This is a genomic window from Methylobacterium mesophilicum SR1.6/6, from assembly GCF_000364445.2.
Classification (GTDB): Bacteria; Pseudomonadota; Alphaproteobacteria; order Rhizobiales; family Beijerinckiaceae; genus Methylobacterium; species Methylobacterium mesophilicum_A.
On record NZ_CP043538.1, the window covers coordinates 1,279,138 to 1,294,605 of the forward strand.

The window sequence follows — 15,468 nt, forward strand, 5'->3', positions numbered from 1 at the left end:
CGAAAGATCGCCCACGATGCTCAACAAGGTCACGCTCATCGGCCGGCTCGGCCGGGACCCAGAGGTCCGCCACACCCAAGCCGGCGACCGCGTCGTCAGCTTCGGGCTCGCCACCTCCGAGCGCTGGAAGGACAAGACCACCGGCGAGCGGAAGGAGCGCACCGAGTGGCACAACGTCGTCATCTTCAACGACGGGCTTGGGCGTGTCGCCGAGCAATATTTGAAGAAGGGCTCGAAGGTCTACCTCGAAGGTCAGATCCAGAGCCGCAAGTACCAGGGCAACGACGGCGTGGAGCGCACGGCCTTCGAGATCGTGCTGCGCCGCTACGCCGGCGAGATGACGCTGCTGGACGATGGCGAGCGCCGCCCCGCGCCCGATCCCGACAGCTACGGCACGACCCGCTCGCGGGAGACCGCGCCTGGCTCCGTCCAGTCCGGCGGCGCGTCACGCCCCGCGATCCCGGCCGGCAGCCCGGATCGCTCCGGCTACGAGCTGGACGACGACATCCCGTTCTGACGGGCCGCCCGACCAACCGCCCTCCCCTCATTCATCGCATTCGGAGTTCGCGTCCATGCCCGCCCCGTCCCACGTCCGCGCCGCCCAGGCCGCCGACAATCGCATCACCCGCGTCCTCCTGATGGCCGAGGTGATGCAGCGCCAGGAGGCGTCCACGGGCGCCTGCACCTACGCGGACCTCTGCGCGGCCGGCTTCGCCGAAGCCGAGATCGAGGCTTACCGGGACGACGCGCGGCGCCTGATCGGCGGCCTGGACCACGTCCCCGAGATCCTGCCGCCCGGCCGGGTCGAGGGGAAGATGCTGGTGGCGCAGGCGCAGGCGATCCGGGCGCGGCGGGAGAGCGCCTACCGCGTCCCGGCGATCGAGCTCGAGTCGGAGGCGCGGGTCGCGTGAACACTGCACGCTGCGACCAGTGCGGCGAACCGCTCCAGCCCCACCTCTGCTCCCCGAAGTGGTGCAGCCGCACCCGCGCGTGGTCCGATCAGGACCGCCGCAAGCGCCGGGTCACGGACGAGCCGCTCGTGCGCGAGGTCCTGGCGCGCTTCCCCGGAGCCGAGATCGTCGCCGTGCGCGAGGAGGCCGCGACCGGTCGCCACCCACACGGCATCGAGCACCACGGCACGCCGGGGTTTGCGCGGTGACAACCCTCCCGGCATCAGATGTCATGTACGATCATCTCGTCGATGAGGCGCTTTATAAGCTCTTTATCGTCGCCATCGAGCTTATCCGCCTCTTCGTGTGCAACCTTCCCGACTTTGGCTCCATAGTACTTACTTGCGAAGCCTTTGAGCACGCAGCGCTGCGCCTGATTTTCCGCCTCCAATCGCGTGACGCGTTCGATCAACTCCTCAAGGTTATGGATCTGGCTCGGGTTAAGTTGTGTTGGTGGCATTCGGTTGTTCCTCGGCTTACCAACGCCATCATCAGTCAAGCCGCCAGAGAGACGCAAGTCGCGTCGCGTGTCGAGGACGTGTTCGTATCATCTTTCGCCCGCGTAACCGTGGGTGCAGCATGAGCGCAACTCGCATCATTCGCGTCTTCCCGCGCAAGACCAAGGCGAGCCCCGACGACGCGCTCGCGTACTTTGGCCGGCCCGATCTGTTTGCGGAGGCGGACGAGGTGCACGTCTCGGTCGCGTTCACGGCGGACAAGGCGATCGCCGAGCGGCTGGCCGAGGAATGGAGGTTTGTGGCCCCGGTGAAGGTCGGCGGTGTGGCGTATGGCGACACGAGCCTGGAGTTCATCCCAGGCCGTTACATCAGGCCGGGCTACACGATCACGTCTCGCGGCTGCCCGCGCCGCTGCTGGTTCTGCGGCGTCTGGAAGAAGTGGCCGCAGCCGAACGTCCTGCGAATCTACGAGGGCTGGAACGTCCTCGACGACAACCTGCTGGCCTGCCCACGTGACCACGTCGAGGCGGTGTTCGATATGCTGCGCCGGCAGGGGCGGCGGATCGAGTTCACGGGCGGTCTCGAAGCGCTGTCGCTCCAGGACTACCAGGTCGACCCGCTGGCGAGCCTGCGGCCGCGACCGAACATGTTCTTCGCCTACGACCCGGGCGACGCCTTCGAGACCCTAAGGAGCGCGGCGCGCCGTCTGCTGGAGGCCGGCTTCACGGAGGCCTCGCACCGGATGCGGGTCTACGTCCTGATCGGCTACCCAAAAGACACCTTCGACCTCGCCGAGGCGCGCCTCCGGCAGATGCAGTCGATCGGCTTCACGCCGATGGCAATGCTCTGGCAGCCCGAGACGCCGAGCCAGGAAAAGTACAGGCCCGACTCCGCTTGGCGCGCCTTCCAGAGGCGATGGGCGCGGCCGGCCATCATCCACGCGCGCGACCTGCCAAGGGTTACTCCGCAGATCATCGCGCAACGGCAGCGTGAACCGGGGGCTGTCTATGGGTGAGCGCAAGCGCCGAGCGGCCGCCGGCTACGTCCCGCCCCCGCACCTGACCGACCGCGACCGGATGATGTTCGCGATCCCCGCGATCCTCGTGGGTGCGCTGGCCTTTGCCGACGTGTTCGGGCCCGATCCGGACGCCGAGGATCAGGCGGCCGCGCGAGCCGAGATCAAGGTCAAGACCAAGCAGCTCCAGGAGCTGATCGTCGCCGGTTGCACCGAACCGTTCGCGGGGCTCAGCCTCGGCCCGCGCTCGCGCTTGCTGCGGGTCACCGCCGACCTCTGCCAGGCCTGCATCCGCGCCATGGGCTTCGAGGACCAGTCCTCGGTCAAGTTCGCGATGACGTACTACTACTGGCTGGAGGATCTGCTCGCCCGCGACGTGCTCAGCCTCGTCGAAGGGTCCAGCATGGCCGAGGCCGTCACCCTCCTCCTGCCGATGATGGAGCACGGCTTCGCGGTCGAGGCGAGCGACGCCAGCGCCCGCAAGCAGGCGGGCCGGATGCTGCGCTGGTTTCAGGAGCGCGGGTTCTACGTCGAGGCGACAGCGGAGGCGCGCTGTGCGTGAGCCCGCCGACCGATCGGACCCGTTTGCCTGGGACGTGATCGCGCAGGTGTCCGAGCTGCTCGCCCCGCACGTGGAAGACGCGGCCGAGGGTGTGCGCGCGGCCTTCGAACTCGTCGAGGACGCCCTGGCCGATCGCGCGCACGACACTGAGCTTGGGATCGCGGAGGCGCGGACGTGAGCGAAGGCCGTTTAAACGCCGCGCCAGAGCGGGCCCAGGATGGCGGCGCGGGCCGCGGGCTGGAGCCGCGCGTCTGCTTGGAGTGCGGTGGCCCTCTCACGCCCGCCAGCTCGATCGAGGCCGAGTTCTGCGCCAGCGCCTGCCGAATGGCCTTCAACAACCGCCGGGCCAAGCGCGGAGCCGAACTCTACGACCTGTTCATGGCCCTGCGCCACGACCGGGCGGTGGCGACCGCGTTCAAGGTCTGGCGGCTGCTCAACCGCCTTGCGGCCGGGTTCCGGGCGGAGGACGTGACCGAGCGGGACGGGCGGCGCTCCTGGCGCTCGCCGGCCGCGATCCTGGCGCGGCGGCCGTATCTGGCGGCCGAGCGCATCGGCCCGGTGCGGAGGGGCTGATGGCCGCGAGCAAAGCGTCCACCTCGCCCGAACCGGCCTGCCTCTACCCCGACGAGGCGGAGATTGCCCGCGCCGTCCTCGGCCCCGGCCGCGCGAAATGCTGGCCCAGCCTCGCTGTAGTTCTGGAGCGCTCTGGGTTCCCCAAGGTCGACGTCATGATGGGCGGTCGCTACTGGCCGGCTGTCAAAGCCTTCCTCGACCGCCGACATCATGTCGGCGAGCATGCCCCCGCCCGGCCGATTCGCCGGGGTGAGGAGGGTTTGGATGCCCGTGGACAAAGATCTGTACGCGCCCGGTCTTAAGCGCATGAAGCGCCATAACGGGCGGGTCGACCTGTACTGGGTCGCCGACGAGAAGCTCGTGAAGGCGGGCTATCTGCCCAAGACCGTGCGCCTGTTCGGCACGTGGCCGTCGGTCGAGGTCGCGAGCCGCTGCGCGATCCTTCACGCCGAAATGCTGGAATGGGCGGAAGGGTTCGCGCCCGCCCGCAACGCCGCGCCGCCGGGCACGCTCGAATGGGTGTGCCGCGCCTTCGAGACCGACGCCGATTCGCCCTACCACGACAAGCGGCAGGCGACGCGGGTGTTCTACGCCAAGTACATCCGCAAGCTCGTCGATACGGCCGGCGGCATGCATCTCGCCGACATCCTCGGCCGGGACGTGCGCCGCTGGCACAAGGACTGGATCGCCTCGACCGGTGAGCGCTCGGCCTACGCGTGCATCCAGACCCTGCGGCGGGTGGTGAATTACGGGTGCGAGCTACGCCTGCCGGACGCGATCGAGCTGGCCGCCGTCTTGGAGCGGACCGAGTTCCCGATGCCGCGTAAGCGCAAGCACCGACCGACGTTCGAGCAGGTCGTGGCGCTGCGCCAGGCCGCGCACGCCGCCGGGCGGCCGAGCGTGGCGCTCGCCGTCGCGCTCCAGTTCGAGCTGGGCCTGCGCCAGAAGGACGTGATCGGCGAGTGGGTACGCCCCTCCCCGGCCGAGCGGGCCGCGATTGCCGGCGCAATCACGGACGGCGCGTGGGTTTGGCAGTGGGGCCTGACCTGGAATCACATCGGGCTCGAGCAACTCCTGGAAAAGCCAACCTCGAAGTCGAACGGGCGCGAGGTCGCCGCGCACGATCTGCGGCTGCACCCGGAGATTCTCGCCGAGCTGCCGCCACGCGGGGTCGGGCCAGTGGTGCTGGACGAGCGCTCCAAGCTGCCGTGGCGGGCGACGCACTTCTCGCACACCTTCCGCAAGATCGCCCGCTCTGCCGGCTGGCCGGACGACCTATGGAACATGGACAGCCGGGCCGGCGCGGTGTCCGAGGCGTTCGAAGCGGGGGCCGATGCGACCGACGTCATGCGCACGGCCACGCACACGCACATGGCCACCACCATGATCTACAATCGCGGGGGCGTGGTGCAATCGAGCCGCGTCGCCGAGCTGCGCGCCGCCCGCAGAAAGGCTCGCGAACAAGCCTGAAACACGCTTCGGTAACACGGGCTCGATCCGCGGTAACGCGAAGGTATCGCCCCGGCTGGCTTAAGCGCCTGAAGATGTTGGGAGAAGGGATGGCTCCCCGAGCAGGACTCGAACCTGCGACAAGGCGATTAACAGTCGCCTGCTCTACCAACTGAGCTATCGGGGATCACGGAGGCGTCTCTACACACCGGGCTCGCCGGACGCAAGGGCCTCGATGCGGGTGCGGTGCAACTGTATCTGCCCAGAGAGCCCGTCCCGCCGCCTGACGCGGAAGCGTGGCGGGGCAGCAACAGTTTCGACCTTCGACCCGCTGTCTGCTCGCCCAGGCCGCGCGATCTGGTCTTCGAGGGTCATCCCAGCGTCATGAGCCGATCCTAAGGCACCGCCCCCGCCAAGCCGACCGGTTCAGACCCGCCAACATGCAGACCTTTCGCTGTCTCGATCCCCAGGATCCCTATGCCGAACGCGAAGTCCGCGTCGCCTTCGAGTGGGTCGCCGGTCTTCCGCGCCTGCTCGCGGCCCTGGACGATCAGGAAGCCGATATCCTCCCAGAGCTGATCGAGGTGCAGTGCGACGACCTGCGGCGCGAGATCGCCGCCGCGCAGACTCCCGGGTCGGCACTGCCGCCGCTCTGAGGGCGTGGCGCAGAGGCGGGGCAACCGAGGATGGCGCCTGGATCAGTACGAACTGCCGACGGAAACGGATGCGAGGCTGCGCGCCCCGCGTATTTTTTGGAGTGACAGTAAATCTAAGCAAAATCTGATGGATTTACTTCTAAGATACTGCTGAAAGCTGGGACGTGGATGATGTGATTTTGCCGGCTATATTTGAATGCTTTGCGGAAATGCCTGCGGTATAGCGACGATGTTGCGGCTTGGCCGCGGTTCCGGCGTCATCCCCATGCGCGTTTCTCTCGGGTTCAAGCTCTCGATGGTGATCGGATTGCTGGCCGCCGTGGCGATCGCCATCTCGATCTTCGCGGTCCGGCAGTCGAACTGGGAGCAGGAGCGTGCGGCCGCCACCGACAAGATCTGGAATGCCGGGCTGCAGGCGGGCACCCTCGGGCAGGCGATCGAGCACGCCGTGGTGCAGGCCACGGCGCTCTACGTGGCTGAGGACGTGGCCGAGGCCCGCTCGCGCCTGTCCGCACTGCACGAAGCCCTCGCCACCGTCGAGCAGGTCCGAGTCCCCTTCCTCAACGCGATGGAGGAGCAGCTTCCCGAGGATCGGCGCCGCCGGTTCGACCTCTTCGTGAAGGAGTTCATCGCCTATCAGAACGACACCGCCGAGCTGGGCCTGACGATCTCGCCCAAGGCCGCACTCATCCAGGCGACCGACGAGGCGACGGTGCGCAACCGCGAGCACATGATCGCCGAGATCGGCGCTCTGGGGCGCGAGGTGCTGAACCGCCTGAACGTGCGCCGCGCCGCCGACGCCGCGGACCGGAGGCAGGCCCGCATGACCCTGGTCGCCTTGCCGGCGGTGGCGCTCGTTCTGGGGCTGCTCGCGGCCGTCACGATCATCGTCACGCAGGTCCGGCAGCCCCTGCACCGGCTGAAGGTGAGCATGACCGCACTGGCCGGCAACGACCTCAGCCGTCCGATCCCGTTCACGCACCGCCGCGACGAGATCGGCGAGATGGCCGGCGCCATCGCGGCCTTCCGGGCGGCGCTGATCGAGAAGCGGGATCTGGACACGCAGTCCCAGGCGCGCCGGGATCGCGACCGCAGGCGCGCCGAAACGATGGCCGCGGCGACCACCGCGTTCGAGGCCGAGACGCACCGCGCGGTGACGGATCTCGCCGACTCGGCCGAGGCGATGCAGGCCGCGGCCGACACGCTCTCGGGCAATGCAGGCGCCATGGCGTCCGAAGCGGCCGTCGTGGCGGGCGCCTCCGGGCAGACCGCCGAGATCGTCGACAGCATCGCCAGCGCCGCGGAGGAGCTCTCGGCCTCGGCCCGGGAGATCGAGGCGCGGGTCCGGTACACCAGCGAGATCGCGGCGTCCGCCCTCTCCGACACCCGCGGTCTGGAGGAGACGGTGATGAGCCTCTCGCAGGCGGCCGAGGAGATCGGGGCGGTCGTGACGCTGATCCGCGAGATCGCCGAGCAGACCAATCTCCTGGCCCTCAACGCGACGATCGAGGCGGCCCGCGCGGGCATGGCCGGCAAGGGCTTCGCGGTGGTGGCCGCCGAGGTCAAGGCCCTCGCCGGTCAGACCGCGCTCGCCACCGACCGCATCACCGGGCAAGTCGGATCGATCCAGGGCGCCGCTGGCCGCACGGTCGACGCCATCGAGGCGATCGGCCAGACGATCGCCCGGATGAGCCTGATCGCCTCGGAGGTGGCGGAGGCCACCGACCAGCAGGGCCATGCCAGCCAGGAGATCGCGCGCGCGATCTTCAATGCCGCCGCCGATGCGCGGAAGGTCTCCGAGAGCATCGCGGGCGTCCGGGCGGCGGCCGCTTCCAACGACGCTCAGGCCGGGCAGGTGCGGGGCAGCGCGTCCCGGGTGAATGCAGGGACGCACAGCCTGCAGCGGGCGATCGAGACCTTCATGGGCCACGTCGACGTCGCCTGACGCGATCTCCGGTCGATGCCTCCGGCACCGCCGTCGGTGCGAGCGGTGCGACGCAGCTCAGTCGGCAGAGCCTTCGAAGGCCACGCCGCCCTGGGGCACTGCGCTTCGCTCGTGATGTGGGATGCGCCAACCGACGCGTCCGATCGGAGACCGCATCGCGCCGGACCCGTCAAAAGCGTCTGAAATGGAAGATTGGAGGCCTCGCCCGGAATCGAACCGGGGTGCAAGGATTTGCAGTCCTCTGCGTAACCACTCCGCCACGAGGCCTTCTGGAACGGCGCCGGGGCGCCGCGCGGAGCCTGGCGGACAGCTCCGGGTGCGCGTCTCTAGCAGAGGTCGGCGCCGGCAGGCAACGGCCGCTTTGCATCGATTTTCCGGTTCCCGTCAGCTCTGCCACACCCGGGGCATCGGCAGGCCGCGATGACTGGCAAGGAAGCGCGCGATGAGGTCCCGCAACGGGCCGACCCCGCCCGCGAGGGCGCGGATCACGAGGTGGCCGTTCCACGCGCTGGCCGCGGCCTCGATCCCGGGTCTTTCGATCGCTGCGAGACGGTCGCGTGCCTCCTCCAGGCGCGCCTCGGCGCCGTCCGAGACGTCCAGAACCGTCGCGCAGGCGCACGCGCCGCCGCCGATCGCCGAACGCGCGAGGAGGTCGCTGATCGGGCCCTCCAGCAGGAGGTTGTCGGCGTAGACGAGCCGCCCGGCCCGGCGCACGCGCCACGCATCCGCGAACAGCCCGCTGGCGATCCGCTCGCCCCGGGCGACGCGGCCGAAGGCGACGACTTCCACGGCGACCAGCGCGGCTCCGGCGGCGAGATCCGCCTCGAACACCCGCCGGACCCGGGCGCGGTCGAACACGATCGTCTCCTGCGGCAGCCAGGCGAGCCGCGCGCCCTCCCCCAGGCTCAAGCGGTTCTCGATCCGGCTCACCGGACCGTCCGAACGGTAGATCTTCTCGGCCGCCGTCGTCGTCAGCACGAGGTCGGCGTCCGGCTCAAGATCCAGATCGATGGAAAAGGTGTCGCCGCAGGCGACGCCGCCGGCCGAGTTCACCAGGACCGCCTCCAGCGGTCCCTCCCCGCGCGGGAAGCGCAGTCGCGACGGCCCCGCCTCCGCGAGGTCGAGGATCCGCGTCGATCCTCCGCCTCCGGCCGGCCCGGCGCGCAAGCGGACCCGGCCGTCGGAGCGCTGGCGCGCCGGTGCCTGTCCGGTCGCCGGGCCGGTGCCCGGCGGGTCTGGAACGCGGCCGTGCATCAATCCCGCTCGAACGCCTCGGGCACGGCCTCGATCGGCGCCGTCGGTCGGTCGAGGATGCGACGGCCGAACAGGCTCGCGACCAGCTCGACCAGCACCCGCGCACTGCGGCCGCGCTCGTCGAGGAAGGGGTTCAGCTCCACCACGTCGAGGGAGCGCACGAGCCCGGAATCGTGCAGCATCTCCATGATGAGGTGGGCTTCCCGGAACGTCGCGCCGCCCGGCACCGTGGTCCCGACCCCGGGCGCGATCGACGGGTCGAGGAAGTCGATGTCCAGGCTGACATGGAGATGCGCGCCCGCCGCCAAGACGCGGTCGAGCACGCGCCGCAACGGGGCGACCACGCCGAACTCGTCGATCGTGCGCATGTCGGTCACGCCGACCTGCCGCGCGGTGACCAGCGCGCGCTCCCCGGCATCGATCGAGCGCAGGCCGAACAGGTGGACGCTGGTCGGCGGCAGGGGCGGCGGGGCCGGCTCGGCGAAGAGGCGCGGAAAGCCCGCCTCCCCGCAGAGGGCAGCGAGCGGCATGCCGTGGACGTTGCCGGAAGGCGAGGTCTCCGGCGTGTTGAAGTCGGCGTGGGCGTCGAGCCAGAGCACGAAGAGCGCGCGTCCCCGGCGGGCACAATGGCGCATGACCCCGTCGATCGATCCGAGGGACAGGCTGTGATCGCCGCCGGCGACCAGGGGAAGCGCGCCCACGTCGAGGGCGGCCTCGACGGCGCGGGAGAGGGCGCGCGTCCAGGCACCCACGGCCTCGAGGCCCCGCGCGGCGGCCTGCCCGTCCGGGACCACGTCGCCGCCGTCGGTCACGGCGTGGCCGAGATCGGACAGCGCCCGGACCAAGCCGGCGGTGCGCAGGGAGGCCGGGCCCATCAGGGCGCCGGGCTCGCTGGTGCCGACTTCGATCGGCGCGCCGATCAGCGCGATGCTGGGCCGCTCGTCCGGATGGGCGCTGCTCGTCATCGAATCTCCTCGGGCCGGGGAGAGCGCCCCCAAGGCCCGCCACAGCCCTAGCAGGCCTCGGGCCGTCCTTCGATGACGGATGTGGCGGCCCCGCGCCGCCGCCGGCGCCAGCCCGGTTCGGGAGCCACCCGGCCGCGCGTCAGGCGGCCTCGGCCGGGAGCGGGACGGCCTTGGACGTCCCGCGACCCGCGAAGGTCTGGGCCGCCAGCGGCAGCTCGATCGCGGCGCAGAGACCGCCCTCCGGACGGTTCTCCAGCAGGAGCCGCCCGTGGTGCGACTCGACGATGGCCTGAACGATAGAGAGGCCTAGACCGAAGCCGCTCGCCGCGTTGAGATTGCGGGCCCGGTCGCCGCGCACAAACGGCTGGAGCATCGCGTCGCGTTCCGCGTCAGGAATGCCCGGGCCGTGGTCCAGCACGCAGACGCGCACGCCCCGTTCCAAGGCTTCCATCCGGACTTCCGCCCGGCCGCCATACTTCACCGCGTTGTCCACGAGGTTCGTCACGGCCCGCTGCAATTCCTCGGTGCGGCCCTGCACCAGGACGTGGCGGCTGCGGCTCACGCTGACAGGCGCGCCGACATCCGAGAAGTCGTCGCAGACCGTCTGCACCACGGAGGCGAGGTCCACGAGGCTGTGGCTGCCCGCATCCCTTGTCTGACCGTCCCGCACGAAGGAGAGCGCGGCCTCGACCAGGCCGTTCATCTGGTCGAGGTCGCGTAGCGTCGCGGCCCGGGCGGCCTCGTCCTCGATGAACTCGGCGCGCAGGCGCAGCCGGGTAATCGGCGTGCGCAGGTCGTGGCTGATCGCCGCGAGCATCTGCGTGCGGTCGTCGATCAGCCGGCGCACCCGCGACCGCATCCGGTCGAGGGCCCGGGAGACCGCCAGCACTTCGCGCGGTCCCGCTTCCGGCAGGGCCACGTGGTCGTCCCGGGCGCCGAACGCCTCGGCGGCGCCCGCGAGCCGCTTCAGCGGCGCCGTGAGCGCGCGGGTCGCCCAGACGCTGAGCAGCGCCAGGGTAAGCGCCAGGAACACCACCGTGAAGATCAGCGCGCCCTGCTTGGGCGCCCGCAGCGGGTCGTTCGGCAGCGTCGCCTGAAGCATCGCCCCGGAGGCCGTGACGATGCCGACATGGAGCTGACTCGCCGAGCGGCTCTGATCCGGATCGCCGGCGGACAGGTCCGTGATCGTCACGGCCCGGCCGGCCCCGTTCCGGAGCCGGTGGATGACCGGCAGATTGGGGGCCGGCTTCGCGCCGGGGGGGGCCTTCCCGTCCCAGGCCTCCACCCGGATCAGCGGCAGGCTGCGCCCGCTGGCCAGCAGCGCCGGCCGGGCCGCCGGATCGGCGGCGTCGAGGAGCCGCGCCAGCGTACCCAGGCGGCTCGCCGCCACCCCGGGCAGCGTGTCCGGATTCTGCGGCTCGTGGAGAAGCAGGAAGGCGGCGGTCGCGACCACGTGCGCCACCGCGATCCCCGCCACGATGAGCAGGGCGATCTGTCCCGCGATGGTCTTCGGGCGAAGGCGGGCGCGCAACCGACGCAGGGCGCTCATGACCGCGTGACCTCCGGCGTGAACAGGTAGCCGCCCGAGCGGATCGTGCGGATGAATTCCGGATTGCGGGTGTCGCGCTCGATCTTCTGGCGGATGCGGGAGATCAGCACGTCGATGCTGCGCTCGAAGGGCCCGGCGGCGCGACCCTGGGTGAGATCCAGGAGCTGATCCCGGGACAGCACCCGGCCCGGACGCAGGCAGAGGGCGTGGAGAAGGTCGAACTCGGCGCCCGTGATGGCGATCCGCGCGCCCTCCGGCGACAGAACCTGCCGCAGGGAGACGTCGAGGGTCCAGCCGGAGAAGTGCAGGCGCCGGCGCTCGTCGGTATCGGGCGCCTCGGCGGCGACGCGGCGCAGAATGGCCCGGATCCGGGCGAGCAGCTCCCGCGGGTTGAAGGGCTTGGCGAGATAGTCGTCGGCGCCGAGTTCCAGTCCGAGGATCCGGTCCACGTCCTCGGACTTCGCCGTCAGGATCAGGATCGGGATCTGCGACGTGCCGCGCAGGCGCCTGCACAGGCTCAGGCCATCCTCTCCAGGAAGCATCAGGTCCAGCACGATCAGGTCGATCCGCGACTCGGCGAGCGCCCGGTCCATCTCGGTGCCGTCGCCCGCGAGCGTCACGCGGCAATCGTTGCCGCGCAGGTACCGCGCGATCAGGGCCGAGATCTCCCGATCGTCCTCGACGACGAGGATGTGAGGCGTAGTCGGTGCGCTCATCGCGAAGGAGTCTGCGTGCGGTTCGGCCTGGATCATCAGGCTATTATGCGCCGGTCCGTGGATTATTCGAAGGTGGGAGACGGAACCAAATTGTAAGCGCGTGTTTCCAACACGCGGCCTGCATTGGCACGCCGCAGCACCGGGGGGAACGATGACCGATTTCGCGGGTCGGAAGGACTCTGTCGCGCCGCAGCCGCCGGAACTGATCTCGCCCTGGCACACGCCGGAGCGGGCGGCGCTGCAGGAGGAAGCGCGGCGCTTCGCGCACGACACGGTGCTGCCGCTGGCCGACGAACTCGACCGGCAGAAGGCCGAGATGCCCCGGTCGCTCATCGACGCCATGGCCGGGAAGGGCTGGTTCGGCATCACGATTCCGGAGGCGCAGGGCGGCCTGGGCCTCGGCGTGTTCGAGTACTGTCTGGTGTCGGAGGAACTGGCCCGGGCCTGGCTGTCGGTGGGCAGCATCCTGGCCCGCGGACAAGGCCTGGGGACGCAGACCCTCGATCCGGACCGCCGCGCTGATCTGCTTCGGCGCTCGGCAAAAGGGCAGTGGATCGGCTCGATCTCCCTGTCTGAGCCCAATGCCGGCTCCGACCTCGCCGGCGTTCAGACCCGGGCGGTGCGCGAGGGCGACGACTGGGTGCTCACCGGCACCAAGCGCTGGGCCGGCTTCGCCAAGGGCGCCGACTTCGTCGAGGTCCTGGCCCGCACCCGGGACCCGGAGCCCGGCGAATCGCGCTCGGCCGGCCTCGAGCCCTTCCTGGTGCTCAAGGAGCGCGACAGCTTCCCGCCCGGCATGACCGGCCGTGTGATCGACAAGATCGGCTATCACGGCTTCGAGACCTTCGAGCTGACCCTCGACGGCGTGCGCGTGCCCGAGAGCGACCGCCTGACGGGGCTCTACGGCGACCAGGGGGCGGACGCCGATTCCGGCGGATTCGCCGCGGTCCAGCGCGGGCTCAACATCGCGCGGGTGCACACGGCGGCCCGCGCCGTCGGCGTGGCGCGGGCCGCCGTGGAGGACAGCCAAGCCTACCTGCAGGAGCGGGTCCAGTTCGGACACCCGATTGGTGACTTCCAGGCGCTGCGCTTCGCCCTCGCCGACATGGCCGCCGATGTCGCCCAGGCCCGCGCCTACTGGCAGCAGGTGGCCCACCTCCTCGACCAGGGCGAAGCCGCGGAGAGCGAGTCGGCGATGGTGAAGCTGCTGGCCACCGAGATGGCGGTGCGCGTCACCAACCAAGCGATGCAGCTGCACGGCGGCAACGGCTACACCACCGAGCGCCGGGTCGAGCGCTACTGGCGCGACGCGCGCCTGACCACGATCTTCGAGGGCACGAGCGAGATCCAGCGGCGCATCATCAGCGACCGCATGCTGCCCAGGGCCGGGGGCTGACCGACCCTGCGGCGAATCGTCGAGCCGGACTCCCCGCCCGGGGCGACCCGGCTACCTCCCGGACAAGGTCTTGCCCGCCGCAGCGGGCGCCGCAATCCGGAAGCCCCGTGTCGAAGCCCATCAGCGATTACGCCCTCATCGGCGACACCCATTCCTGTGCGCTGATCGCCCGCGACGGGTCGATCGACTGGCTGTGCTGGCCGCGCCACGATTCGCCGGCCTTGTTCCTGAAACTGCTCGACGAGGAGAAGGGCGGCGCCTGCAGCGTCGACTTCGACGCGCTCACCGGGACGGCGCGGCGCTACGTGCCCGACACCAACATCCTGGAGACGATCTTCACCACCGGTTCGGGCCGCGCGCGTCTGGTCGACCTGATGCCGGTCAACCCGCCGAGCCCGGAGCCCGACGAGGGACCGGACGGCGAAGGTGAGAGCCGGCTGATCCGGATGCTCACCTGCGAGAGCGGCCGTGTCTCCGGCGTCTTCCGGGTGCGCCCGACCTTCGACTACGCGCGCCGCGCCTGCACGCCGCTGGTCGAGGGCGCATCCGTGCTGTTCGAGGCGGGTGACTGGCGGGTGCGGGTCAACGCGCATGCGCGGCCCAACATCGTCGAGGACGCGGCCGAGATCCGGTTTAGCCTGGACGAGGGCCAGACCGCCTACGTGGTCCTGACCCACGGCGAGGAACAGGAGGATGCCTGCATCGAGAATTTCGCCGGCGCCCAGAGGCGGCTGGAGGCCACGGCCGATTACTGGCGCCGCTGGAGCGATCGATGCACCTATCGCGGCGCCTACCGGGACGCGGTGATGCGCTCGGCGCTCTGCCTCAAGCTGCTGACCTATTCCCCCTCCGGCGGCATCGTGGCGGCGGCGACGGCGGGCCTGCCGGAGGCCGTGCCGGGCAACCGTAACTACGATTACCGCTTCACCTGGATGCGGGACGCCTCGTTCACGGTCACGGCCTTCGTGATGCTCGGCTACGTCCGCGAGGCGTCCGAATTCCTCCGCTTCCTGCGCGAGCGCGACGGGACCTACGGGCGCGAGACCAAGCTGATGTACGGCATCGCCGACGGCATGCCGCCGGAGGAGGAACTCACCCACCTCGCCGGGTGGAACGGCGTGCGGCCCGTGGTGATCGGCAACCTCGCCGAAGGGCAGGACCAGCACGACATCTACGGCGAGCTGCTGCGGGCCCTGTGCATCTTCCTGGAGGCCGTGGATTACGACCCACCCGAGAAGGTCAATGACCGGCTGCCGGAGGTGCTCGACAACCTGACGGCCCGCGCCATCCGCCACCGGCATGACGCCGATCACGGCATCTGGGAGCTGCGCACCGGTCCGCGCCAGCAGGTCCACACCAAGGCGATGATCTGGGTGGCGCTGACCGACGCGGCGCGGATCGCGCGCAACATCGCGGGCGTGCCCGCCGAGAAGATCGCCGAATGGGAACGCATCGCCGCGGAAGTCCGGGCGGATTACCTCGACAAGGGCTGGTGCCCGGAGAAGCAGGCCTATGTCGGGGCCTACGGCGCGCACCATCTCGACGCGGCCGTGCTCCGGGTCGCCCTGTTCGCGGCGCTGGATCCCCGGGATCCGCGCACGCGCTCGACGCTCGCGGCGATCGAGCGGGAACTCGGCGCCGGGGATCTCGTCTACCGCTACCGCATGGAAGACGGCCTGATCGGCGACGAGGGGACGTTCACCGCCTGCGCGTTCTGGCGGGTCGGCTGCCTCGCCCTCGACGGGCGCACCGGCGAGGCCAAGGCGGCCTTCGAGCGGCTGATCACCCGCGGCAACGATGTCGGGCTGTTCGCCGAGGAGATCGATCCCACGACCGGCGAGCAGCGCGGGAACACGCCGCAGGGCTTCTCCCACATGGCCCTGATCAATGCGGCCCTGCGGCTGGAGAGCAGCATCGAGCGCTACGGTGTGGCGGATACGGCCGACGCGGCGGAGCGCAGAGCGGCCGAGTAGCGAGGCC

Annotated in this window: 17 protein-coding genes and 2 tRNA genes; 13 read left to right on the top strand and 6 right to left on the bottom strand. The window is 70.4% G+C overall.

Annotated elements, in window-relative coordinates:
- Positions 1 to 16: 16 nt before the first annotated feature.
- From ssb to MMSR116_RS05975, 9 genes are all read left to right on the top strand, one after another.
- A complete protein-coding gene (ssb, locus tag MMSR116_RS05935) occupies positions 17 to 517 on the top strand; it encodes a single-stranded DNA-binding protein (RefSeq protein ID WP_010683236.1) in 501 nt (166 codons plus the stop codon).
- A 55-nt stretch (positions 518 to 572) separates the two neighbouring features.
- A complete protein-coding gene (locus MMSR116_RS05940; RefSeq protein ID WP_010683237.1) occupies positions 573 to 911 on the top strand; it encodes a hypothetical protein in 339 nt (112 codons plus the stop codon).
- Positions 908 to 1,159: a hypothetical protein gene (locus tag MMSR116_RS05945; RefSeq protein WP_039892791.1), complete on the top strand. Its 252-nt coding sequence runs from the start codon at positions 908 to 910 to the stop codon at positions 1,157 to 1,159. Before MMSR116_RS05940 ends, MMSR116_RS05945 begins: the two co-directional genes overlap by 4 nt.
- A gap of 23 nt (positions 1,160 to 1,182) precedes the next feature.
- Positions 1,183 to 1,533: a hypothetical protein gene (locus MMSR116_RS05950; RefSeq protein ID WP_039892793.1), complete on the top strand. Its 351-nt coding sequence runs from the start codon at positions 1,183 to 1,185 to the stop codon at positions 1,531 to 1,533.
- The gene (locus MMSR116_RS05955) at positions 1,530 to 2,423 is read left to right on the top strand and encodes a hypothetical protein (protein WP_010683240.1); all 894 of its coding nucleotides are present in this window, start codon (positions 1,530 to 1,532) and stop codon (positions 2,421 to 2,423) included. Before MMSR116_RS05950 ends, MMSR116_RS05955 begins: the two co-directional genes overlap by 4 nt.
- On the top strand, positions 2,416 to 2,985 hold the full coding sequence (locus tag MMSR116_RS05960; RefSeq protein WP_010683241.1) for a hypothetical protein: 570 nt from the start codon (positions 2,416 to 2,418) through the stop codon (positions 2,983 to 2,985). The genes MMSR116_RS05955 and MMSR116_RS05960 overlap by 8 nt, the downstream gene beginning before the upstream one ends.
- Positions 2,978 to 3,163 (top strand): hypothetical protein, encoded by a 186-nt coding sequence (locus MMSR116_RS05965; RefSeq protein WP_010683242.1) that lies wholly within the window; start codon positions 2,978 to 2,980, stop codon positions 3,161 to 3,163. The genes MMSR116_RS05960 and MMSR116_RS05965 overlap by 8 nt, the downstream gene beginning before the upstream one ends.
- The gene (locus MMSR116_RS05970; RefSeq protein ID WP_010683243.1) at positions 3,160 to 3,558 is read left to right on the top strand and encodes a hypothetical protein; all 399 of its coding nucleotides are present in this window, start codon (positions 3,160 to 3,162) and stop codon (positions 3,556 to 3,558) included. The genes MMSR116_RS05965 and MMSR116_RS05970 overlap by 4 nt, the downstream gene beginning before the upstream one ends.
- Positions 3,559 to 3,822: 264 nt before the next feature.
- Complete coding sequence (locus tag MMSR116_RS05975) at positions 3,823 to 5,028, top strand: integrase (RefSeq protein ID WP_039892797.1); 1,206 nt, start codon at positions 3,823 to 3,825, stop codon at positions 5,026 to 5,028.
- A 90-nt stretch (positions 5,029 to 5,118) separates the two neighbouring features.
- Here the strand turns inward: MMSR116_RS05975 and MMSR116_RS05980 are convergent.
- A tRNA-Asn gene (locus tag MMSR116_RS05980) sits at positions 5,119 to 5,194 on the bottom strand.
- A gap of 253 nt (positions 5,195 to 5,447) precedes the next feature.
- Here MMSR116_RS05980 and MMSR116_RS05985 point away from each other — a divergent pair.
- Complete coding sequence (locus tag MMSR116_RS05985; RefSeq protein WP_010683246.1) at positions 5,448 to 5,663, top strand: hypothetical protein; 216 nt, start codon at positions 5,448 to 5,450, stop codon at positions 5,661 to 5,663.
- Between the two features lie 265 nt (positions 5,664 to 5,928).
- Positions 5,929 to 7,608, top strand: coding sequence for a methyl-accepting chemotaxis protein (locus tag MMSR116_RS05990; protein ID WP_039892799.1), 1,680 nt, complete (start codon positions 5,929 to 5,931; stop codon positions 7,606 to 7,608).
- Between the two features lie 193 nt (positions 7,609 to 7,801).
- Here the strand turns inward: MMSR116_RS05990 and MMSR116_RS05995 are convergent.
- From MMSR116_RS05995 to MMSR116_RS06015, 5 genes are all read right to left on the bottom strand, one after another.
- A tRNA-Cys gene (locus MMSR116_RS05995) sits at positions 7,802 to 7,875 on the bottom strand.
- A gap of 117 nt (positions 7,876 to 7,992) precedes the next feature.
- Entirely contained in the window at positions 7,993 to 8,862 is an 870-nt protein-coding gene (locus MMSR116_RS06000) for an urease accessory protein UreD (protein ID WP_010683248.1), read from the bottom strand.
- Complete coding sequence (rocF, locus tag MMSR116_RS06005) at positions 8,862 to 9,827, bottom strand: arginase (RefSeq protein WP_010683249.1); 966 nt, start codon at positions 9,825 to 9,827, stop codon at positions 8,862 to 8,864. Before rocF ends, MMSR116_RS06000 begins: the two co-directional genes overlap by 1 nt.
- Before the next feature lie 139 nt (positions 9,828 to 9,966).
- Complete coding sequence (locus tag MMSR116_RS06010; RefSeq protein ID WP_010683250.1) at positions 9,967 to 11,376, bottom strand: ATP-binding protein; 1,410 nt, start codon at positions 11,374 to 11,376, stop codon at positions 9,967 to 9,969.
- Positions 11,373 to 12,128, bottom strand: a complete 756-nt coding sequence (locus MMSR116_RS06015; protein ID WP_010683251.1) for a response regulator — start codon at positions 12,126 to 12,128, stop codon at positions 11,373 to 11,375. Before MMSR116_RS06015 ends, MMSR116_RS06010 begins: the two co-directional genes overlap by 4 nt.
- A 115-nt stretch (positions 12,129 to 12,243) precedes the next feature.
- On the opposite strand from MMSR116_RS06015, the gene MMSR116_RS06020 reads away from it, so the two are divergent.
- Both MMSR116_RS06020 and MMSR116_RS06025 read left to right on the top strand, forming a co-directional pair.
- Positions 12,244 to 13,488: an acyl-CoA dehydrogenase family protein gene (locus tag MMSR116_RS06020; protein ID WP_010683252.1), complete on the top strand. Its 1,245-nt coding sequence runs from the start codon at positions 12,244 to 12,246 to the stop codon at positions 13,486 to 13,488.
- Between the two features lie 107 nt (positions 13,489 to 13,595).
- Positions 13,596 to 15,461, top strand: coding sequence for a glycoside hydrolase family 15 protein (locus MMSR116_RS06025; protein ID WP_010683253.1), 1,866 nt, complete (start codon positions 13,596 to 13,598; stop codon positions 15,459 to 15,461).
- The last annotated feature ends 7 nt before the right edge of the window (positions 15,462 to 15,468 follow it).